The 23,116-nt window shown below is 43.0% G+C and carries 14 protein-coding genes; 8 read left to right on the top strand and 6 right to left on the bottom strand.

Features of this window, described 5'->3' with window-relative positions; all coding sequences use genetic code 11:
• The first annotated feature begins 297 nt into the window (after positions 1-297).
• The 3 genes from AACW45_RS06930 (at position 298) to AACW45_RS06920 (ending at position 9,037) form a co-directional block, all read left to right on the top strand.
• On the top strand, positions 298-4,989 hold the full coding sequence (locus AACW45_RS06930; protein WP_190632342.1) for a GAF domain-containing protein: 4,692 nt from the start codon (positions 298-300) through the stop codon (positions 4,987-4,989).
• 152 nt (positions 4,990-5,141) lie between these two features.
• Positions 5,142-6,266 (top strand): hybrid sensor histidine kinase/response regulator, encoded by a 1,125-nt coding sequence (locus AACW45_RS06925; protein ID WP_190632341.1) that lies wholly within the window; start codon positions 5,142-5,144, stop codon positions 6,264-6,266.
• A 239-nt stretch (positions 6,267-6,505) separates the two neighbouring features.
• Positions 6,506-9,037 (top strand): sensor histidine kinase, encoded by a 2,532-nt coding sequence (locus tag AACW45_RS06920; RefSeq protein WP_313933767.1) that lies wholly within the window; start codon positions 6,506-6,508, stop codon positions 9,035-9,037.
• 191 nt (positions 9,038-9,228) lie between these two features.
• On the opposite strand, the gene AACW45_RS06915 is transcribed toward AACW45_RS06920, so the two are convergent.
• Positions 9,229-9,423: a hypothetical protein gene (locus tag AACW45_RS06915; RefSeq protein ID WP_190632340.1), complete on the bottom strand. Its 195-nt coding sequence runs from the start codon at positions 9,421-9,423 to the stop codon at positions 9,229-9,231.
• Positions 9,424-9,656: 233 nt separating this feature from the next.
• Between AACW45_RS06915 and AACW45_RS06910 the strand changes: the two genes are divergently transcribed.
• Positions 9,657-11,426 (top strand): PAS domain-containing sensor histidine kinase, encoded by a 1,770-nt coding sequence (locus AACW45_RS06910; RefSeq protein ID WP_190632339.1) that lies wholly within the window; start codon positions 9,657-9,659, stop codon positions 11,424-11,426.
• Between the two features lie 232 nt (positions 11,427-11,658).
• Here AACW45_RS06910 and AACW45_RS06905 read toward each other — a convergent pair whose 3' ends face one another.
• Positions 11,659-11,997, bottom strand: coding sequence for a peptidase (locus AACW45_RS06905; protein WP_306415001.1), 339 nt, complete (start codon positions 11,995-11,997; stop codon positions 11,659-11,661).
• 103 nt (positions 11,998-12,100) lie between these two features.
• On the bottom strand, positions 12,101-12,733 hold the full coding sequence (locus tag AACW45_RS06900; RefSeq protein ID WP_190632338.1) for a hypothetical protein: 633 nt from the start codon (positions 12,731-12,733) through the stop codon (positions 12,101-12,103).
• An 886-nt stretch (positions 12,734-13,619) separates the two neighbouring features.
• On the opposite strand from AACW45_RS06900, the gene arfB reads away from it, so the two are divergent.
• The gene (gene arfB / locus AACW45_RS06895) at positions 13,620-14,033 is read left to right on the top strand and encodes an alternative ribosome rescue aminoacyl-tRNA hydrolase ArfB (protein WP_190632337.1); all 414 of its coding nucleotides are present in this window, start codon (positions 13,620-13,622) and stop codon (positions 14,031-14,033) included.
• 631 nt (positions 14,034-14,664) lie between these two features.
• On the opposite strand, the gene AACW45_RS06890 is transcribed toward arfB, so the two are convergent.
• Positions 14,665-15,429, bottom strand: coding sequence for a DUF6748 domain-containing protein (locus AACW45_RS06890; RefSeq protein ID WP_190632336.1), 765 nt, complete (start codon positions 15,427-15,429; stop codon positions 14,665-14,667).
• 443 nt (positions 15,430-15,872) lie between these two features.
• Between AACW45_RS06890 and AACW45_RS06885 the strand changes: the two genes are divergently transcribed.
• From AACW45_RS06885 to AACW45_RS06875, 3 genes are all read left to right on the top strand, one after another.
• Positions 15,873-16,553 (top strand): winged helix-turn-helix domain-containing protein, encoded by a 681-nt coding sequence (locus tag AACW45_RS06885; RefSeq protein WP_190632335.1) that lies wholly within the window; start codon positions 15,873-15,875, stop codon positions 16,551-16,553.
• Positions 16,550-17,986: an ATP-binding protein gene (locus tag AACW45_RS06880; protein WP_313933765.1), complete on the top strand. Its 1,437-nt coding sequence runs from the start codon at positions 16,550-16,552 to the stop codon at positions 17,984-17,986. Before AACW45_RS06885 ends, AACW45_RS06880 begins: the two co-directional genes overlap by 4 nt.
• A 147-nt stretch (positions 17,987-18,133) precedes the next feature.
• A complete protein-coding gene (locus AACW45_RS06875) occupies positions 18,134-18,274 on the top strand; it encodes a hypothetical protein (protein ID WP_190632334.1) in 141 nt (46 codons plus the stop codon).
• 50 nt (positions 18,275-18,324) lie between these two features.
• Here AACW45_RS06875 and ileS read toward each other — a convergent pair whose 3' ends face one another.
• Both ileS and glgA read right to left on the bottom strand, forming a co-directional pair.
• Entirely contained in the window at positions 18,325-21,207 is a 2,883-nt protein-coding gene (gene ileS, locus AACW45_RS06870; protein ID WP_190632333.1) for an isoleucine--tRNA ligase, read from the bottom strand.
• A 452-nt stretch (positions 21,208-21,659) separates the two neighbouring features.
• The gene (gene glgA, locus AACW45_RS06865) at positions 21,660-23,093 is read right to left on the bottom strand and encodes a glycogen synthase GlgA (RefSeq protein WP_190632332.1); all 1,434 of its coding nucleotides are present in this window, start codon (positions 23,091-23,093) and stop codon (positions 21,660-21,662) included.
• Positions 23,094-23,116 lie beyond the last annotated feature (23 nt).

Genomic DNA, 23,116 nt, shown 5'->3' with positions numbered 1-23,116 from the left:
TTTAAAGGAGGTATTGAACGACCAGATTAGATGTAAATCGGAAATTAATAATCCCTTTTTATAGATCCATCATCTTTGATGTATCAAATTCGTCTTAATTGTGCTTCATAAATCATTAATCATCTGACAGTTAATACCTTTGAAGAATTCTTGACAATTACAGATGATGAAATCATCTCTGTAAAAGTATGTAGACTGACCTATAATGCCAGCAAACTCAATATTTAATCACTTTATGGTTTATGAAACTTGAATATTATTCACGGGAATCATAAAGCATAAACCCTTTTAACATGAATGTTTAACAGCACAAATTCTCTGATTCCATTAGAACTGAAATCGGCAATCGTCCGCGATCCCATAATAGTTAAATTAGATACTCTGGTTATAGATGCGATCGCTCAAATGAGTAGCGTTCGGGCGGTATGCGATACGACAAAAATCGATGAACTCCATCTCGATGCTCGGTCGAGTTGCGTGTTAGTTGTTGACGATGGGCGATTGGTAGGTATCCTCACAGAACGAGATGTAGTGCGTTTATGCGCACAACAGCGACATCTAGAAAATCTCAGGATAGGGGATGTGATGATACATCCAGTCATCGCCCTAGAAGAGTCTGAATTTACCGATTTCTTTTTTGCGGTAAATTTGCTCCAGCAGTATCATATACGTCACCTGCCGATTTTAGATGAACAAGGACAGGTGGTGGGGTTGCTGACGAATGAAAGTCTGCGTCAGTCTTCTAGCTTTACCAATATCTTGCGCTTGCGCTTGGCTTGTGAGGTAATGACGCGGGAAGTAATTTGTGCTGCACCAGATAGTTCTCTGTTAGCGATCGCGCAATTGATGACAGCTAACCGAGTTAGTTCTGTAATTATTGTTGAACCTGGCGGTAATCCAGACAAAACCGTCAATATACCTGTGGGAATTGTCACCGAGGGGGATATTGTGCAATTTCAGTCTTTAGGATTGAACTTGGCTAACCATACAGCACAAACGGTGATGAGTACCCCCATCTTTACTGTCAAACCGGATGATTCGCTATGGACTATACAGCAGATTGTCGAGCAGCGCTTGATTCGGCGCTTGGTTGTGACAGGAGTTGAGGGAGAATTATTAGGGATTGTGACTCAAACCACTTTGCTGCAAGCCCTCAACCCTTTAGAACTATACAAACTAGCAGAATTTTTAGAGAAGAAAGTCGTGCAGCTAGAAACAGAGAAAGTACAACTGCTAGAAGCGCGTAACGTGGAATTAGAGCAGCAAGTTGCAGCCCGGACAAACGCCCTCAACAAGAAAGTCGAACAGGCGCAACTGGTATCTGATATTGCCATGCAAATTCGCTCATCTTTGAGTTTGCAAACAATTCTTGACACCACAGTAGCCCAAGTGCGGCAATTGTTGAACTGCGATCGCGTGACGATTTTACGCTTAGAAGCTGATGGCAAAGCGATAGTCGTTGCAGAATCTACCAATTCTTCTTTGTCTGTTTTGGGCGAACGAGTCGAAGACACCTGCTTTCAGCAAGACTACCAAGAGCTTTATCGTCAGGGGCGGATTCGCGTCGTCTCCGATATATATCAGATGGAAATGGCTGAATGCCATCGAGAAATGCTCCAGAATCTGCAAATTCGTGCAAAAATTTTAGTACCTCTGCTCTGTGACGATCAACTGTGGGGCTTACTCAATGTCACCGAAAGCCACGAACCCCGTGAATGGCAACAGTCAGAAATCGAATTGATAGAAGCATTATCAGTGCATCTAGAAATAGCCCTGCACCAAGCCACCACCCACCAAAAATTGCAGGAAGAACTGAGCGATCGCCAGCAAGCTGAATTGACGCTGCAAAAACTAGTAAACGGTACAGCCGCAGTTACCGGAGACGATTTTTTTCACGCCTTAGTTCGCCATATTGCCGAAGCCTTGGATGTCCCCTATGCGATCGTTAGCGAACTGGTGGATAACAAACTCCACACCTTAGGATTCTGGGCAAATCGTACCTTAGAGCCAGAAATTATCTACGATCCAAATTGCACTCCCTGTGAATCTAGCCTGAAATATGGGGAATTTTACTGTGACAACCAAGTGCAAACATCTTTTCCTGATGATTTAGACTTGGTGAGAATGCAAGCAGAAAGCTATGTAGGAATAGCGTTAAAAGACGATCTCGGTAAGATCATTGGTAACCTTTGTATTCTCCATCGACAGCCCTTATCCCAAACTAAACGCAACCAAGCGATCGCCATTCTCCAAGTATTTGCAGCCAGAGCAGCAGCAGAATTGCAACGCCAAGCAGCAACCGAAGCTCTACATCGCCTCAATCAGGATTTGGAAATTAGGGTAGAACAACGCACCCAAGAAATTCAAGCCCGTAAAGCCGAACTGCGGAGAATTTCCGATCGCCTGAGTTTGGCGCTAAAATCTGGGGCGATTGGCTGTTGGGAATGGGATATTGCAGAGAACACGATCCTCTGGGATGAGCGGATGCATGAACTCTATGGTATTGCACCACAACCTGATTCTTGTTTAACCTATGAAGTTTGGGCAAATAGACTACACTCAGATGACCGTAATTCCACAGAAAATCTTATACAGCAAGCAGTTTTAGGACAGGCAGAATACGACACTGAGTTTCGAGTTGTACATTTTGATAATAGTATCCACTATATTAAAGCCACTGGGGTAGTAGTACGAGATGAACAAGGAAATCCCCAGAAAATGATTGGCGTTCACTTTGATATTAGCGATCGCAAACGCGCCGAACTGGCTTTACAAAGTAGTGAAATGCGGTTCCGGCGGATTTTTGATTCCCATGTAGTCGGGATGATCTTTGCCGATTTTCAAGGCAGAGTGATCGATACCAACGAGCATTTTTTAGAGATGGTAGGCTACACCAGGGAAGAACTCAATGCGGGGGCGATGAATTGGCACGCCATGACTCCACCCGAACATGTACCCGCAGATTTTGCCGCAATGGAGCATCTCATGCAACATGGGGAAATCGATCCTTGGGAAAAAGAATATTACCGTAAAGATGGCAGTCGCATTCCTGTGTTGTTGGGTGCTGCACTCCTACCTGATTCAGAGAATCAAACCATTTGCGTAGTTGTAGATATGAGCAAGCAGAAAGCGGCACTGCAAGAACGAGAAAAAGCCGAGAAGCGACTGCAACAACAAGCAAGACACAAACAGTTACTCTGGAATATTACCCAAACTATTCGTCAATCCTTGGATATTCATGAGATATTAGCCACAGTGACTCAGCAGGTAAAAGACGTAATGCAGTGCGATCGCGTGATTGTGTTTCGACTGTTTGCCGATGGTAGAAGTCAAATTGCCGAAGAAGCGGTAGCTGCTGAGTTTCCCAGCTTGAAAAACCTGGGTTGGCAAAACGAAGTTTGGTCACAAGAAATCCTAGATTGCTACTGGAAAGGTAAACCCCGCATCGTCCCTGATGTTATGGATGATATCTGGACGCATTGTCTAGTAGAATATTCTCGTGAAGGTCAAATTCAGTCGAAAGTTGTCGCACCGATTCTGCAAGAAGTCCGCAACCAAAATCATCGCTGGGTTGCGCCTTGGTCAAACAACAAGCTTTGGGGGATTTTAGTAATTCATGCTTGTCAAGAAAAACGTGTCTGGAAAGACTCAGAAGCTCAACTGCTACAACAAATTGCTAACCAAGTAGCGATCGCTATTCAACAAGCTAGTCTGTTTGAACAATTACAGCAAGAACTCGCTGAACGCCAACAAGCCGAAACCAAGCTGACTGAAGCCAATCAACAGTTAGCATTTTCCAATCAAGAACTCGCCCGCGCTACCCGCCTTAAAGATGAATTCCTGGCAAATATGAGTCACGAACTCCGTACTCCCCTAAATGCCATTCTGGGGATGACAGAAGGGCTACAAGACGCAGTTTTTGGCACAATTAACGAACAACAACGCAAAGCCTTGCAAACCATCGAGCGTAGTGGCTCTCATTTGCTAGAGTTAATCAACGATATCCTCGATGTCGCTAAAATCGAAGCCGGACAAATTGAACTAGATTGCACCTCAGTTTCTGTAGCCAGTCTTTGTCAATCTAGTTTGGCATTTATTAAACAGCAGGCATTGCAAAAACGGATTCAGCTAGAAATTAAACTTCAGCCCAAATTACCAGAATTACTCGTAGATGAACGACGTATTCGTCAGGTGTTAATTAACTTGCTCAACAATGCAGTTAAATTCACCCCAACAGGCGGACAAATTACCCTAGAAGTTAACAAAATCGCTTCAGAAATCACTGCTAGCAATACAGAAGAAAACTTCCTACAAATTGCGGTGAGGGATACAGGTATTGGTATCTCAGCAGCAGATATTAACAAATTATTTAAGCCCTTTATCCAAATCGATACCGCCTTAAATCGTCAATATGTCGGTACAGGTTTAGGGCTAGCATTAGTGAAGCGAATTGTCGAACTTCACGGTGGTAGGGTAGGATTAACCAGCGAACTAGGTGTAGGTAGTTGCTTTACTATCGAACTTCCCTATAATCCTGCTTCTTGTTTCTCAGCAAATCTTCAACCAAGAACTACTTTAGAACTCGATAGTGCAACAGCCGATCCAGGTGTTAGCCTTGCGCCCACAATCTTGCTAGTAGAAGATAACGAAGCTAATATCAGTACAGTTTCTAGCTACCTCAGTGCCAAAGGTTACTGCATTATCTTGGCATATAACGGACAAGAAGCTATCGATCAAGCTAAAATGCATCAACCAGACTTGATTTTAATGGATATCCAAATGCCAGGAATGGATGGTTTAGAAGCGATCGCCAAAATCCGCCAAGATCCCCAATTGCTTGAGACTCCGATTGTCGCACTCACCGCCTTAACAATGGCAGGCGATCGCGATCGCTGTCTCGAAGCAGGAGCCAACGATTACCTCAGTAAACCCGTCAAGCTCAAGCAATTATCTACCACCATTCAACAGTTGTTAACCCATCATAAATAAATTGTAGAGACGCGATGAATCGCGTCTATCTTGTCAAAACGCAATTCATCGCGTCTCTCAAATAGTCAACAATAGCTGCGGGTATATTTTGGCTGGAAAATCTTGAATTTTGAATTTTGAATTTTGAATTTTGAATTTTGAATTGTATTCATATGCCTTCTATTTTAGTCATTGATGATGACCCAGATAACTTTGATGTGATTGAAACGCTATTAAGCGAACAAGATTATTTGTTACATTATGCTGCCAGTGGTCAACAAGCGATCGCCTCCCTCAACTTATTTCAGCCAGATATAATTTTGCTCGATGTCATGATGCCAGGAATGGATGGTATCGAAGTTTGCCGAGAAATTAAAGCCCTTCCCCAATGGCAGTCAGTGCCTATCATTATGGTAACTGCGCTCACAGCCAAAGAAGACCTAGCTCGCTGCCTAGATACGGGTGCTGAAGACTTTATTAGTAAACCCGTAAATCCAGTAGAATTACGGGCACGAGTTCAGTCTATGCTGAGAATTAAGCAACAGTACGATAAAATTCAAAATTTAGCGAATATTCAAGCTAATAGTATTAAATTTTTAGAAAATACCCTGAATGAACTGCGCGGTAATTTAGCTGTGACTGTACCCCATGAACTGAATACACCGCTACATGGTATCGTCGGTACCCTCAACCTCCTCATGGCCGATCTGGAAAATATGCATAATGAGGAAATTCGAGAATTACTAGGCTGGGCAGATGAATCCGCACGAAGGTTAGAGAAATTAACGCAAAAATTGTTAATTTATTTAGAATTTGAACTATCAACGCCGAAAAAGCCGATTAGCAAACCGCAGTCAACTAAATTTTCTCTAGCCGCGATCGCACCACCTTTGCAAGCTCTGGCTCGCAGTTTAAATCGCAATCACGATCTAATGTTTGCGATCGCCGAGGCTGAAGTGTCAATATCAGCTGAATATCTCGCAATTATCCTCTATGAATTAGTGGATAACGCCTTGAAATTCTCCCAACCGCAGACAGCCATCAAGATTACTAGTCAAGTAGATTCAGGAATGCTCAATGTCTACGTTCACGATTGGGGACGGGGAATGACAGCAGAACAGATTTCTAAAATTGCTGCTTTCATGCAATTTGAGCGCAAAACCTATGAACAGCAAGGCTTAGGTATGGGCTTAAATTTAGTTAAAAAAATCGTCGAACGTTATGGTGGGCAATTCTCAATTAGCAGCGTTTACAAACAAGAAACAACCGTAAATATTAGTTTACCCATTAGCTGTTGACCGTTGACCCTTGACCGTTGACTGTTGACGGTTGACTATTGACTATTGACTATTGACTATTGACTATTGAGCAATAATAAATAACCCGATTGGGTGAATGCGATCGCCGCATCCAGAATTACTCTGAAGTAAGAGGCATTTTTGCTGCTGACAATAATGATTTATGCAGCGTCAAAGTTGTCAGGCTGGCAGAAATTGTCACAATCAGATTATTTGCTGGTTTTATTAAGGCACAAAAAGTGGATGAAATTGTAAAATTACTGCATAAACCAGATTTTCCACAGGGGAATCACACTTTGTTGGAAAAAGTTGCTGCTAATTTACCGGGAATGATTTTCCAAATCCTGCAACGGCAGGATGGTTCCGAATTGGTGATGTATGTAAGTTCTGGTTGTCGCGAATTATATGAGTTAGAACCAGAAGTTATCCAAGCAAATTTGCAGGTTTTAGATCGACTAGTTCATCCAGAAGATGTGCAATCGTTAGCAAAATCTATAGAAGTTGCAAAAGCTACATTATCACCTTGGCGTTGGGAAGGTCGCATCATTACACCAAGTGGCAAAATCAAGTGGATTCAAGGTGCTTCCCAATTGGAAAGACAAGCTAATGGTGATTGGCTATGGGAGGGTTTGGTAATGGATATTACAGACCGTAAGCAGGTAGAAGAACAATTGCGTCGCAGTGAAAGGCGCTATAAGGCAATTTTAGATGCAATTCCCGATTTGATGTTTCGCCTCAGCCGGGAAGGTGAATATTTAGATTTAAAAGAAGATTCTACAAGTTTGCTGCTACTCAAAGAAGAGATATTAGGGAAAAAAGTAGCAGACTTGTTACCGCCAGATGTCGCCGCAATTAGCCAAGAAGCGATCGCTAAAACTTTGGATTCTCAAAATTTACAAATTTGTGAATATCAATTAGCAACACCTGTAGGCGTTCGCGATTATGAAGCACGCTTGGTAGTTAGCGGTAACGACGAAGTTTTAGCCATTGTGCGGGATATTACAGAACGCAAACAAGGGGAAACTAACTTGCAAAGTCTCGCCCAAAAGTATGCTAAAGCTTTTCGTTGCAGTCCCGATCCGATTCTCCTCAGCACTGTGGAAGAAGGACTTTTCTTAGAAGTTAACGAGAGTTTTGTCAGGCTTTCTGAGTATCAGCAACAGGAAGTGATTGGGCGTACAGCTTTTGAATTAAATATTTGGCTAGATAAGCGCGATCGCATGGCGTTGTTGCAACAATTGCAAATGGAAGGCTTTGCGCGTAACTTAGAAATCAACTTTCGCGTCAAATCGGGGAAAATCATTACAACCCTAGTATCAGCCGAAATCATCGAATTAGAAAATATTCCCTGCATACTGGCTGTAATTCACGATATTACCGAACGCAAGCAAGTAGAAGCACAATTACACCTGACTGTACAACGCGATCGCTTATTAACCGAAACATTAGCGCGAATTCGTTCTTCCCTCAATCTAGAGCAAATTCTCCAAACTACAGTCACCGAAGTTCGGCAATTTTTGCAAGCAGATCGCGTATTTATTGGGATTAGCGATTGTCAAGGGAAAGCGAAAACTGTAGCCGAATCAGTCAATCCCCAATATCCCGCAGTCTTAGGTTGGACTACTGACGATGAAAGTTATCTCCAGGAATTAAAAAATCTCCTGATCACTAATAGCGTGCGGTTAGTGGAAGATGTGAATAAAACTGTTGTCTCTCCCAAAATTAGAACGCATTATCAACAATTTCAGACAAGGGCTACCTTAGCTGTACCGATTATGCTCAATCAGCAGTTATTTGGGGCGTTAGTAGCTAATCAATGTTCTGGGCCTCGGCAATGGCAAACTATCGAAATTGATTTATTGCAGCAAATGTCAGAGCAATTAGCGATCGCTATTCAACAAGCTCAATTATATCAAGAATTGGCTGCACTTAATTCTAATTTAGAACGTCAAGTAGAAGAACGCACCGCCCAACTCCAGCAGAAAATGCAGGAACTAGAAGAAATGCAACGGGTGAAAAATGTAGTTTTACATACTGTAGCCCACGATTTGCGGACTGCGGTTATGGGTAACTTGATGGTATTGAAGAATTTACTCAAAACTCAAAGTTTAGGAACTGGTGAATGGGAACTAGCTAAAGAAGCAACTTCACATCGCCTTGCCAATTCTCAATCTTTTATTCCTGTATCGCGTTCGGTGATTGAACGTATGATTCAAGGTAACGATCGCCAACTAGCAATGCTCGACTCTTTGCTAGAAATTCATGGTTGTGAAGCTCAAGGAATTAATCTGCGTCGAGAGCTAGTCCATTATAACACACTGCTAGAATCAATTAGCAAAGATTTGCAGCCATTACTCAACCACAATCAAGCCATATTGAATAATTTAGTCCCTGACGATTTACCCTTAGTCATGGCTGATCCGACGCGGTTGCAAAAAGTCATCGCCAATCTATTCACATATAGTTTGCAAAACAACCCACCAGGACTCACCTTTACCCTAAAAACCAAAGTTGAAGGTGGTATCATTCGCACAGAAATTCAAGATAATGGCATTACTCTGAGTAAAGTAGAGTGCGATCGCTTGTTTGATTTGTACATTCCCGAACCACAAGCTTGTTGTTCTAGCAGTATTGCTTTAAAAATGTATTTGAGTCGCCAAGTTATCCAAGCGCATGGTGGGGAAATTGGAATTATTAGTCATCGCCAGCGCGGTTTAACATTTTGGTTTACATTACCCCTCGCTACCCCAAATTCTACAGTCCGCGCTTAAAATCACCATGCACATCAATATATTCTAGAGGGCATGGCAGTACCCATTGGTGTCAACTTAACGCAAAACCCAGCTACCGCAAGGAACTGAAGTTCCTTGCTAATAGCCAAAGTCATCTCAAGATGACTAAATATCTTCCAAATCTTGAGTCTACTTTAGTAGACTTGGGCTATTAGCCTGAGAATTCATTCTCAGGCGGGTGACAAAGCCAAGACACAGGCTATTTTTAACTTGAGTTGACACCTATGCCCTACCATCTGTGGCATTCTTTTTGCAAATTGGTATAACTTAGCATAGTGAGGCGATCGCAAAATCATAGCAATATCCCAAAAAACCTTACCTAATGAAACTTGTACAGACAAGGGTTCATCGCGTCTCTGACTCATAACTCAATACGGTTCAGTTAAGGATAAACGTAGGTTGGGTTGAGGAACGTAGACCCGAAGGGGCTTCCCGCAGGGTAACCCAACATTTTCGGCGATTTGTTGGGTTTCACTTCGTTCAACCCAACCTACGCGGTTTAAGGTTTTTGACGCTAACTGAACGGTATTGACTCATGACTTCATCCCCCAATTCAGAATAGTAGACAATAACATATAGGCAAACTTGGTAAAAGCTGATGGCTACCTTCTGGAAAACACTGCAAAGGTGGGGGATAAAAGCCTTTCCAGCCTCAACATCAAAAATAACGGCGGATGTGGCGATAAATGCTGTTCGCGATCAACAATGGCTGAATGCGAGAAGAGGCTTTTTATGGCAAAGATTGCAGTTATGGTTATCAGTAGGATTAGTCTGCTTATTTACTTTTACTTTGCGTAGTATTTATGATGTTTATTTTCCCTTAAAAGAGTTAGACCAAGTACCCCAGCCATTGAGAACGCAAGCATTATGTATTAATTTTGCTATGTTCTTGATTCTACTGGTTTGTTTTATTGTGCATAAAACCCGGTTTGGTCAACGTTATCCGGGAATGCTATTATTGGGGTCTTCTTGGTCAATTAGTCTAGGAACGCAGTTTTTCGCTACAATTCAAGGCTATGCCCTACGCGATCCTTTATCTTGGTCATTGCTATTTGTCAGTCAAGCTACATTTATACCTGTGGGTTGGCATTTGCATTTAACTTCACAGGTGGGTTTGCTAATTTACTATTTTGGTGTGAATCAAGTCTTAGGGCTGAAAACATTCCTACCCGAACATCCAGAACTTTATGATGTAACTTTTATCTTATATGTGTTTTGGCTATGTGCTATCTGTGACATCGGCGTTTATCTTTACGATCGCCTACAACGCTCCGATTTTTATGCCCATCAAGAACTAGAATTAGCTTATCAAAAACTGCAAGTTGCAGAAGCTAAATATCGCAGTATCGTAGAAAACGCCATCGAAGGGATTTTCCAAAGTAGTGCTGATGGTAAGTATATTACAGCTAATCCCGCTTTAGCCAAGATTTACGGCTATGCATCGCCCCAAGAAGTCACAGCCAAATTAACAGATATCGAACATCAATTATATGTTGATCCTAAGCGGAGAGCCGAGTTTGTTCGCTTAATCGAAAAATATGGTAGTCTTTCGGAATTTGAATCGCAAATTTATCGCCAAGACGGAAGCATTGTTTGGATTTCCGAAAAAGCCTACGCAGTGCGTGACGAACAAGGAAAACTGCTTTACTACGAGGGAATGACAGAAGATATCACCAAGCGCAAGCAAGCAGAGGAAGCAGTGCGGGTATTTTTTCATGCGGTTTCCCACGACTTACGCAACCCTGTATTAGGGACTTTAATGGTGTTGAAAAACTTGCTAGCTAACCCAGAGAGTAAAATCACTATTTCTCGGTCAATTTTAGAACGAATGGTGAAAAGTAGCGATCGCCAACTCAATTTAATTAATTCCTTGCTCGAAGCTCATATCAGTGCAGTTCAAGGCGTAATATTACAATTACAAACAGTACAATTACATACAGTAGTCGAAGCCGCGATCGCAGATTTAGAACTGATGCTAGGGGAAAATCAAGCCACCCTCACCAATTTAGTTAGTGCAGATTTACCATACATTAATGCCGATCCGACGCAACTATGGCGAGTTTTTTCTAACCTGATTGCCAATGCGATTAAACATAATCCCCCTGGTTTAATCTTAACCATTAACGCTACCGTTCAAGGAGACAAAATTTATTGCACAGTCAGCGATAACGGCGTAGGAATTAGTCAACAGCAAAGCGAACGCTTATTTGACCTTTATTATCGAGGTACAAACACCCGCAATTCTGTTAGCTTAGGATTAGGGTTATATCTGTGCAAGCAAATCATCCAAGCGCATGGTGGCGAAATTGGTGTTACTAGTGCATTATCCGCCGGTGCGACATTTTGGTTTACGTTACCTGTGGGATAATGGGCATGGGGCATTGGGCATGGGGCATTGGGCATTGGAGCGTTGCGATGAATAAGAAAAGGCTTGACGATAATTGTCAAACCTTGGAGCATGAAGATGAAATATATCAGCCAAATTTAATAGTTATTTGTCATTTATCATTGATAAGGGTTGCAATCCTATTGACATTTTTTAATATAGTAGGGGCAAGGCACTGCCTTGACCTCTAGAATGTATTGATGTGTCGCGAATATTAAACATCAAGTTTATTACCAGGTAAACGGCGATCGCGAAATAAACTGGTCATATAAATTCCGCTAACTAATAAGCCTAATAAACCAAGTCCATTAACTATGGGGAAAATACCATCTAGTCCAAAAGTTTCTAGGGTGTGCAGGTGAATGAGGAAACCTGCTAATTCGCGTTGATGCAAAGCTTTAGCGATGGGAAAAGTCATACCAGTGATGACTGTTAGCATTAACGGTAGCGCACAGACAATTGCTAACCAACGATGATATTTGCGAAAAAAGCGATTCATAACAGATCCAATATACCAAGATAAATGGGGTAGTTGTTTAATTTGGGCGGGCAAGATGCCCACCCCACAAGAGATTGATAAAATTTAATCCGCAAATTAGATGTGTTTGAGGTTACTCTTTACCTTCTGCCCTCGTCCCTCTGCCTTTGTTTGTAAATTATCTATTTTGGGAAGACTCTGGGCGATCGCCTTCGCCGGGGGGATGGGGAGGAACGCCTAAGGCATCTTTTAATTGCTGTTCAGTTACACCTAATTTGGCGGCTGCGGCTTTAAAATCAGGGCGGGGTGGGCGCTGGCCTTCGCTGGGAGGATTAGCAGGAACACCCAGCGCATCTTTTAATTTTTGTTCAGTTACGCCTAACTTGGCGGCTGCGGCTTTAAAATCGGGACGGGGTGGTCTTTGATTTTTGTCACCTTCACCGGGAGGATTAGCGGGAACGCCCAAAGCATCCTTTAATTTTTGTTCAGTCACGCCTAATTTGGCGGCGGCGGCTTTAAAATCGGGACGGGGTGGTCTTTGATTTCTGTCACCTTGAGCCGGAGGATTAGCCGGAACGCCTAAGGCATCTTTTAATTGCTGTTCAGTTACACCCAGTTTGGCGGCGGCGGCTTTAAAATCAGGGCGAGGTGGACGGCGTTGTCCATCCTGTTGTTGTTGATTGGGCTGTTGTGAACCTTGGGCAATGCGATGGGATGGCTTGGCAGCATTGACGGAATTGAGAGAAATTAAACTAAATGTACCTGCAAGAATAGATATAGCCGCTACGACAACTGTTTTATTAGCCTTCATAATCTTTCCCCGTGTAACTTGTGTTGTGTGTTGATATTTATGATTTAATCGACTCAAAATTACAGTTCGCCTAGCTTGTGGATTACATTTTTGTAATTTTTCTAGGCGATTTGCAGTCCCACATCAAAGGTAGCTGCATAGCCTTGCCCGTTTTGGATAAGCTTGAGTAACATTTGTTCGCCACCATCTTGAAAAATTCCGTCATCGGCATTTTTCAGCGCGCGTTGTCCTTTGCTGTTGTAATACCAGTTTGAAAAATGATTGCGACAGATGGAAATCTGAAACGCTTATCCAATAGATGTTCCACAATCCAAAATCTAAAATCTAAAATCCAAAATGGTATAAGGTGCTTGACTGTAGATGCGATCGCTCATTGCATCATCAAAATACGGGAGCATCCCAAATGTGCAAAAACGCCCTCACCGAATTTTAGATTTTAGATTTTAAATTTTGGATTGAAGATTCAAAATTTAAAATCTAAACTGGTCTGAGAGCAAGCGAATTTATTCGTGGAATAAATCTAAAATCCAAAATCAAAAAATTTTAATTGAAGCCCCTGCATTCATAAGCCACTGCGGTGGACGGGTTTCCCGGATTAAAGGAGCCAGCGCTGTGGGCGGGTTTCCCGACTTGAGGCGACTGGCGTCAAGTGGCGTGCATGGGGTCAATCTAAAATCCAAAATCCAAAATCCAAAATTGATTCACCCTATAAGGGTGGGGCTAGAAATACGAAGCCTACCTTCGCAGGCTATCAAACTTTTAGCCGGCGAAGGCAGGCTTTGTTGGTATAGCAATACCCTAGAAGGGTATTGCGTCAAAATTGGGATGCTTCCCAAAATACAACTGTGACAAACAAAGACCGCCCTAATAACGCTATATATAAGGTATGCTGCAAATTTCTCATAAAATTCTCATCTCAGATAGCGAACTCGAAATTAGCGCGATTCGCTCCCAAGGCGCAGGTGGTCAAAACGTCAATAAGGTTGCTACCGCCATTCACTTACGCTTTGATATTGGAGCTTCATCTTTACCCGCTTTCTATAAAGAGCAGCTTTTGAAGCTAAACGACAGACGCATTACCCAAGAGGGAGTAATTGTCATCAAAGCTCAAGAACACCGCAGCCAGGAGCAGAACCGAGAGGAGGCTTTAGAAAGACTTAAAGAACTGATTAAAAGCGCAGTTGTACTCAAGAAAAAACGCAAATCTACTAAGCCAACGCGCAGTTCGCAAAAAAAACGCCTTGATAGTAAAACCAAGCGCGGACAGATTAAATCCAGTAGAAGGCAGATCATTGATTAAAATGCAATGGGGCCAAAAGACTTCTCCTAATTACAAGAGCTACCAAGCTGGGGCTTTTTGTTGCACCTATGAAACAAAAGCAAGTTTCGACAGAGGAAAAGGCGATCGCAGTTATTGAAAGTGACTCATCAATTCCCAGCGCCTAACTTTCGGTATCACTGCTCATTTCACCCCGGATCAGACTAAGGCATCAAGTAAAAATAAGTAGTGCGAGCATCTTGCTCGCGCGGGCAAGACTTCGGCGTGAGCGCTCAGTCGAACGCTGCCCGCACTACAAAAATTAAATTGTTCAACTTATTTTTACAAGACTCCTAAGGGATTTCCAAATAAAAAAATATTCCAATTATTACTTACCAAATCCGCAAATTGTAGGGGCGGGGTTACCCATACGTGTCAACTTAACGTGAAACCCGTTTTGTGCAAAGGTTTTGCCCTCACCCCCAGCCCCTCTCCCTCTCTGAGAGGGGAGCAAGAGATTCAATTCCCCTTCTCCCTCAGGGAGAAGGGGTTAGGGGATGAGGGCGAGGGTTTTTGTACAACACGCGCTGTATATAGCTTTTAGCTTAAGTTGACACGTATGGGTTACCCCGCCCCTACAATTTGGGATAATTTAATTTTTGGAGTTCCCTAATCAAAATTTCGGTTCTACTCTCAGATAAAATTGTGTACCCACAAACTTAATATCTCTCTTGGTCGGATCTAAGTTGTTTACTGCCTCAGTTCTACCTACAGTAATCAAACCTTTAGCAAAAATTTCTCTTGTTGCTGCTTCAATTTGTTTCTTTGTTGCACCCGTTTGACTTAAATCGATTGACGAAACTTGAGAAATGTTAGGCTTATTCAAAACCAGTTGATTTGTGGAGAAGCAAGGGGTAGTGATGCAGACAATGCCATTGTTTTTCAGTCCCACAAAAGTACCTTTTGGTGGCGCAGCTGTAGCAGCGATGAAGGCTTCTTTAACTCTCAAATTCCCAAACTCACCAAATCCAGGAAATTCCACTGGAACTATGCTACCTCGAAGAATCACACGGCTACCATCATCACTTTGGATTTTTGCCAGATCAGAAGATGCTACTTTTAGGGAACTCCAATCAATTGCAGACACATAGCATTCCTCACGAAAAACACCATCGATGCAAGGAGTAGCTTTCAAGTTAACCTGCTTAATGAAATATCCCCCACATATAGGAGAAACACATTTGCGAAAATCTCTTCTTACCGTGTAATATCCCCACTGTGGAAACTCTTGGTTGTTGACAGTGGTTGCTTCAGAATCTGTAGTGTCTGGAGCAGCAATGTTTTGAGCAGATACTTTGGAGAAAAATCCGTAGCTAACAATTAAAGCACTGAATAGGAGAATAAATGGGTGTTTGTAGTCAAACAGTCTTTTGTTCATGGTAGGTTTATTTTTTTTTGAGAGTTCAATACTTTTGTTAAGAGCAGAGTTGAGAGAATTTTTGGCAAAATTATCATATAGTAAGCTCTTATTTGACAAGATAAGTTAAAATGCCATAACTTTTACAATACTGACAATAGGTTAAAAAAACCTTGCGGGAAACCTTAAAAGAATTTTAAGGACTAAGCCATATTAGAACAAAAATGACAGATTCTCTAGTTTTTAAATTACATTTTTGTAATTTGAGCTAAAGATTAATCAATCTAAAATAAAACAGGACTTACGCACAAATTACCAAAAAGCTTAATTTATTGAACCGCCTTCGCGTAGCGTCTCGCAGAGAAGACGCCAAGAACGCCTTCGCGAAGCGTCTCCCCTTGGGAGAAGAGTTCGTAGAGTGTGCGTAAGTCCTATAGAACCTATAGATCAACTGATAAAAGCTTGTGAATGTTCTGTTTGTCGAAGATGAAGCAAAAATTGCTAACTTCGTCCGGGCTGGATTGAAGGAGCAAGGATTTGTTGTAGACTATTGTGACAATGGCGATGATGGCTATCTCCGGGCATTAGATAACGAATATGATGCGATTATTCTTGATATCATGGTTCCGGGAAAAGATGGACTATCAATTCTCAAACAATTGCGGCGAGAAGGACGCAATGCTCCGGTAATTTTGTTGACGGCGCGCAATGAATTAGACGATCGCTTGCAAGGTTTGAACTTGGGAGCCGATGATTATATTGCTAAACCTTTTTTTGTCGAAGAGTTAGCCGCGCGGATTCATGCGGTGGTACGTCGCAGTGTGGGCGATCGCCAAAATATACTCACAGTAGGGCCGATTAAACTCGATCGCATTGCTCGCGAAGTTACTTGCAATCAAAAAGCAATTGAACTTACCAGTCGGGAATTCAATCTTTTAGAATATCTCATGCGATCGCCTGGAAGAGTTTTCACCCGTACCCAAATCCTGGAACATATTTGGGGTTACGACTTTAACCCCAATACAAATGTGGTGGATGTCTGTATTCAGCGCATTCGCAAAAAAATTGACCCCAGTGACGAACCGAGTTGGATTGAAAGTATTCGCGGTGTTGGTTATCGGTTTCGCAAACCAGAACAATTGTGAAACAACTGCGATCGTTTCGCTTACGGATGGCGCTATTATCTGCGGCTTTGGCGGGTAGCACCTTAGTTGGGTTTGCGGTTGTCTCCTGGTTTCAGATTTACAATGCTAAAATTAGCCGCTTGGATGCAGAATTATTAAATCAGTTAATGCGGGCTAGTCGTCCCCCAGAACCAGAGCGATCGTATCCTCGCCCAGAATTATTATCCTTTGATTGGGGTAACCATACAACAATTCCCGTCGCCGCTTTAGTAGTTGATAGCAATAGCAACACATTGACTGAATTTAACTCCCTCCCGGAAGATACACAGGTGCAGGGCTTATTAGTTAAACGTCTGCAATTAACGCCTTTAATTCTACCACCGCGAGAAAGACGAGATTCTCGACCATTTCGCCCAGATCCGCCGCCATTTGTCACAGAAAAAACAGCAAAAGCTCACTGGCGAATCGGTGTGATGAAATCTCCCCACAGTCAAGTTGCGATCGCAGTTAGTTTGCAAGCTGTCAATCAAGAAATGGCGAGTATTAGCAATATTTTCTTGGTTTCTATTCCCATCGCTTTACTACTCATAGCAGTGGGAGCATGGTTAATTTCTGGCGGTGCGTTACGTCCCATCGCTCAATTAACGGGTGTAATTCAACAGGTAACAGTCAAAGGACTAGATCAGCGCATCCCCATTGGGACAACAGATGTAGAATTTGTTGAACTGATTCAGGTGTTTAATCAAATGCTGTCACGCCTAGAACGCAGTTTTACCCAAGCTTCCCGCTTTAGTGCTGATGCGGCGCACGAATTGAAAACGCCCCTAACTATTTTACAAGGGGAATTAGAAAGAACTTTACAACAAGTTGACCCCGGTAGTGAAGTCCAACAACGCCTCAGCAATTTATTAGATGAAGTGCGCCGTCTCAGTGGAATTATGCGCAAACTCTTGCTGTTATCCCTAGCTGATGCGGGACAGATGAGTTTGTATTTAGTAGGGGTGGATATGTCTGAGTTGCTGGTGGAAATGCTAGAAGATGTCGAATTATTAGCCCCTCATTTAACTGTTAAAAATCACATTCCCTCTGGACTCAAAGTCCAAGGCGATCGCGATTTACTCATGCAAGTACTGCAAAATCTTTTGAGTAACGCCATCAAATACAATCTCGCTGACAATGGCTGGATTGAGATTTTTGCCCAAAAACAGCGAAATCAACTCTATATTACCATTACTAATGCATCAAAAGATATTGCCATGAGCGATCGCGATCGCCTATTCGACCGCTTTTATCGTGGCGATCCAGCACGTACCCGCCAAGTAGAAGGAATCGGACTCGGACTCAGCCTCGCTAGAGAAATCGCCCGCGCCCATCATGGCGATTTGACTGTCAATATCACATCTCCAGGTCAAACAGCCTTCACCCTCACTTTACCAATAGGGACTAAGGGTTAATCAACAGCACTCTTCTATCACTTTGGGAAAAGAAAAATAAATGTAGTGGACTGACACGCCTAAAATGTTGCAATATAATTTTCTTGTGGGGTGGACATCTTGTCCGCCCAGGACGGGCGAGACGCCCATCCCACAAGAGTTTTACTAATGCACTATTTTAGCTGTGTCAGTCCAGTAGGTCGGGTAGAAGGTCGTGAAAACCAACAATTACAGGAATTTGGAGTGTTGGGTTTCGTTCCTCAACCCAACCTACATGCACTACATCCACTTATAAAGCACAAAGCCTGAACAGAGGTTTTCCCCGTTCAGACTTTGTTAAAAATTACTATCCCTCAGACTTAAAATTCACCTGCTAAGGCATCAACACACCTTTCGCACAATAGAGGATGCTCTTTTGATTCTCCTACATGAACTGAATAATTCCAACAGCGATCGCATTTTTCGCCATCTGCATTAACTACACCGATTCCCCAAGTATCAGATTGTAAGTTGTATTTCAATCCTTCTAAGGCTGCGGGTGTGTCTAATACTTCCACTTGGGAGGTGATGAACAAATACCGGAGTTCATCGATACCGTTACCTTTGTCTGGATTCAGTGTTTTTACAGAGGCACGTAACTGCTCGTTATTGATGTACAGCAGAACTTTGGCTTCTAAGGAAGAACCGATTAACTTCTCGATTCTTGCTTGTTCTAATACCTTATTTACCTCAGTACGCAGTTGCCGAATTTGTTGCCAGAATTCAGCAATGGCGGGATTTTGCCATGCTTTGTCTAATTGTACCCAACCAGCCTCAAACACCGATTTATAAGGTGTTTTGTAAGGGAGATGTTGCCAAATATCTTCAGCCGTGTGACATAACACAGGAGCGATCGCGCGTGCTAAATTCTCTAAAGCTATTCTCAGCACTGTTTGACAACTGCGACGGCGGAAACCATCAGGGGTGCTGATGTACAGTCTATCTTTCGCAGCGTCGAGATAAAAGTTAGATAAATCGACGACGCAGAAATTCTGCACTGTTTGGAAGAAACGGAAGAATTGGAAGCTGTCAAAGGCTTCGGTTACTTCCTGAAATACTTCTGTCATCCGATGCAGCATATAGCGATCGAGTTCTGGTAATTGGGCGAAAGGTACTGCATCTTTTTCGGGATCGAAATCATGCAAGCTACCTAACAAGAACCGCGCTGTATTGCGAATCTTACCCCTAACATCATTTAGCTGTTTGATGATGTTGTTCCCGATACGCACATCGGAGGTGTAATCTACTGAAGACACCCACAACCGCAATACGTCAGCACCGTATGGCGGTTCTTTTTTCTGATCTTTACCACCGACAATCATCACTTGGGGATCTACTACATTTCCCAGTGACTTACTCATTTTCCGCCCTTGTTCATCCAGAACAAAGCCGTGAGTTAATACAGTTTTATAAGGTGCGCAGTCATTCACCGCCACACTGGTAAGCAAACTCGACTGGAACCAACCGCGATGTTGATCGGAACCTTCCAAATACATATCTACAGGGTAGCCTAATTGCGATCGCTGTTTAGCGACAGCCGCCCAAGAAGAACCAGAATCAAACCACACATCCATTGTGTCTGTACCTCGGCGGTAAGACTTGCCGTTATTGCGGTATTGTTCGGGTAACAATTCCTCTATCGACATTTCCCACCAAGCATCAGAACCTTTCTCAGCGATGATTGCTTGCACGTGGTTGATGGTTTCTTCTGTTAGCAGGGGTTCCCCAGTTTCCTCATCATAGAATACGGGAATGGGTACGCCCCAAGCACGCTGACGAGAAATACACCAATCAGAACGTTCTGCTACCATTGGCGTGATGCGGTTTTCACCTTGGGCGGGAATCCATCTTACTGATGCGATCGCTTTTAAGGCTTCTTCTCTAAATCCTTCCACCGAAGCAAACCACTGTTCGGTAGCGCGGAAAATTGTTGGTTTTTTTGTCCGCCAGTCGTAAGGATATTTATGTTGATAAGGTTCTTCCTTGAGTAAGGAACCAGCCCCAGTTAAGGCATCAATTACCGCCTGATTTCCATCCCCCAACACATTTAACCCAGCAAACTCTCCCGCTTCTTGGGTAAAGTTACCGTTATCATCCACTGGCGCGAGGATAGGTAAACCATAACGCTGACCGACGATGTAGTCTTCTTGACCGTGACCGGGGGCAGTATGTACTAAACCAGTACCGGACTCAGTGGTAATGTAATCGCCACCAATCACTACTGGACTTTCCCGGTCATATAATGGATGACGGTAAGTTATATGTTCTAATTCTTGCCCTTTAAATGTGGATTTTACGGTTAACTCCAATCCCAAAGTCGCCGTTAACTGTTCCACCAAATCAGCCGCGACAATTAGGTATTTAAAATTACTCTGCGCCTCTGCGTCTGGGCGTGAAACTTCCACCACAGCGTAATTGAGGTCAGCATTTACCGCTACCGCCAAGTTACCGGGAATTGTCCAAGGTGTAGTTGTCCACACAGCCACACCCAAATCTGGTAAATAATCCCCTAGCAATGGTTGAGCAGATTCAGAAAGACTAGTTACAGGGAAAGCTGCATAAATACTGCGAGAAGTATGACCTTCTGGGTATTCTAATTCAGCTTCCGCCAAAGCCGTCTTGGAGCTAGGACTCCAATGTACAGGCTTTAAACCGCGATAAATGTAACCTTTTAACACCATCTGCCCGAATACGCCAATTTGCGCCGCTTCGTATTCCGGCTTCAAAGTTAAATAAGGATCGTCCCAATTTCCCCAAACACCATAACGTTTAAAACTTTGGCGTTGTGCATCTACAGTGGTAAGGGCAAATTCTTTGGCTTTTTGGCGCAGTTGTAACGGTGTGAGGTTTTGCCGTTCTGCGGACTTCATATCCTGCAAAACTTTCAGTTCAATTGGCAAGCCGTGGCAGTCCCAACCAGGCACATAACGCACCTTCCGCCCCCGTAGCAGTTGGTAGCGGTTAATAATATCTTTGAGAATTTTATTTAAGGCATGACCAGTATGTAACGAGCCGTTTGCGTAGGGAGGCCCGTCATGTAGTATAAATAATTCGCCGGGGTTATTTTCACTGAGGCGATCGTAAATTTTATTTTCTTCCCAAAACTTTTGGATTTCCGGCTCGCGCTTGAGTGCGTTTGCCCGCATATCAAAATTAGTCTTAGGTAGATTTACAGTATCTTTGTAGCTTCCAGTTTCTGTCACAGTTTCATGCCTAGAATTAGTTGTGCAGGATTTATAAATTATAGAAGATGGAAGGCAGAGGGCAGATAACAGAAGGATGGGACTTACAAAAAATAAATTACCCATATTCCGTAGTGCGAGCATCTTGCTCGCTTTTGAACACCAGCGAGCGAGACGTTTGTCCTTCGGACACGCTACGCGAACGCACTACAAATTTATTGGGTATTTAAAAAATTGGATGTCCCGATGGTTTTTAATTTGCTCGGCGTTGGCGCAGGCTAGGGGACTTCCAATTAAAAAAATAACCAATCGCTATACAGGCAGAGGGGCAGGGGGCAGGGAGCAGGGGGAGTAAAGAAAAATCTCCTTAAATAAATTGGGTAATTTATTCTCTGGAAGTCCCTAGGGCAATATTTAAGCAGTTGGGGGAGTTGCTTAAAGTCTCTTCACTAGAGGAAGAGACTTTTGTACTATCAACTAGTAGCTACTGGCTGATTTAACTCTAATTCTGGTTGCGGTGCTTCCTCTTCTTCTGGTAAGCCGTAAATGGATCTATACAGCTTGACGTATTGCTTGGCTGATTGATACCAGCTGAAATCCTGACTCATACCGCGTTTTTGTAATTCTTGCCATTGGGGTTTGAAACGGAAACCTTCCCAAGCGCGAATCATGGAGGTGAATAAATCCAGGGGTTCATAGCGGTCAAAACAATAACCAGTACCAGCATCGTTCATGGGGTCGAAATGGGATACTGTATCAACTAAACCGCCTGTACGCCGAACAATGGGGACGGAACCGTAACGCAAAGCCATCATTTGACTGATACCGCAGGGTTCAAACCGGCTAGGCATTAAGAAAGCATCTGTACCAGCGTAGATGCGGCGAGATAAAGCATCGTTATACAGCAGGTAAGTAGCCATGCGTCCGGGATAGCGGGATGCTAACTGCCACATTTGGGTTTCGTAATAGCGATCGCCTGTTCCCAGTAACACGAATTGAGCATCAGTATATGCCAAAAAGCGATCAAGGATTTGGATCACTAAATCTAAGCCTTTTTGCTCTACTAATCGGGTTACCATGCCAATTAAAAAGGCATTGGAATTAACTTCTAACCCAACTTCTTCTTGTAAGGCAATTTTATTGGCTTTACGTTTATCTAAAGTATCGCTAGTAAAGGTTTGGGCAATATATTTGTCATTTTCTGGGTTATAAACTTCAGTATCTATACCGTTAATAATCCCAGATAATTTACCGCTAATAAAAGACAATAAGCCTTCTATGGTTTCACCATAAGCAGGTGTTTTAATTTGCTCGGCGTAGGTGGGAGATACAGTATTTACCCTGTCTGCATATTGCACCGCCGCCGCCATTGTGTTGTGTCCTTGCATATACCAAGGACACCAAGTAATTTTATCTAAATACCAACGCCAAGGCCCTTGATAAGCCAAGTTATGAATGGTGAACACGCTGGTGATATCTGGATCTTGGTTCATCCATACAGGAATCATCCCTGTGTGCCAATCGTGACAGTGGACAATCTCTGGCTTCCAATAGTTCCAGCAAAATTCGGCTGCACCGTTGGCAAACAAAGTGAACCGCCAGTCTTCATCCTCTCCCGAATAAATCCGTCGAGGCGTAAAGGCAGGATGTCCAAATAAATACAAGGGAACATCAGTACCAGGAAGGATGCTTTCGTAAACAGCAAAGTCCTGAAACATGGCAAACCCTCGCCAAATGGGTTCTTTAGGAATCTCCATTTTGTCTGGGAGAAAGCCATAGTAGGGCAAGAATATCCGCACATCATGCCCCATTTTTCTCAAGATTTTGGGCAATGCGCCGACAACATCACCCATTCCGCCAACTTTTGCAACTGGAGCTGCCTCTGCTGCAACAAATAGAATCCGCATGGTAATATATGTTTCCCCGATTC

The organism is Calothrix sp. FACHB-168 (assembly GCF_963889195.1).
In the GTDB taxonomy this organism is placed as follows: domain Bacteria; phylum Cyanobacteriota; class Cyanobacteriia; order Cyanobacteriales; family Nostocaceae; genus Aulosira; species Aulosira anomala_A.
The sequence above is the reverse complement of the archived record's forward strand: the minus strand, read 5'-3'. Positions and strand labels throughout refer to the sequence as shown.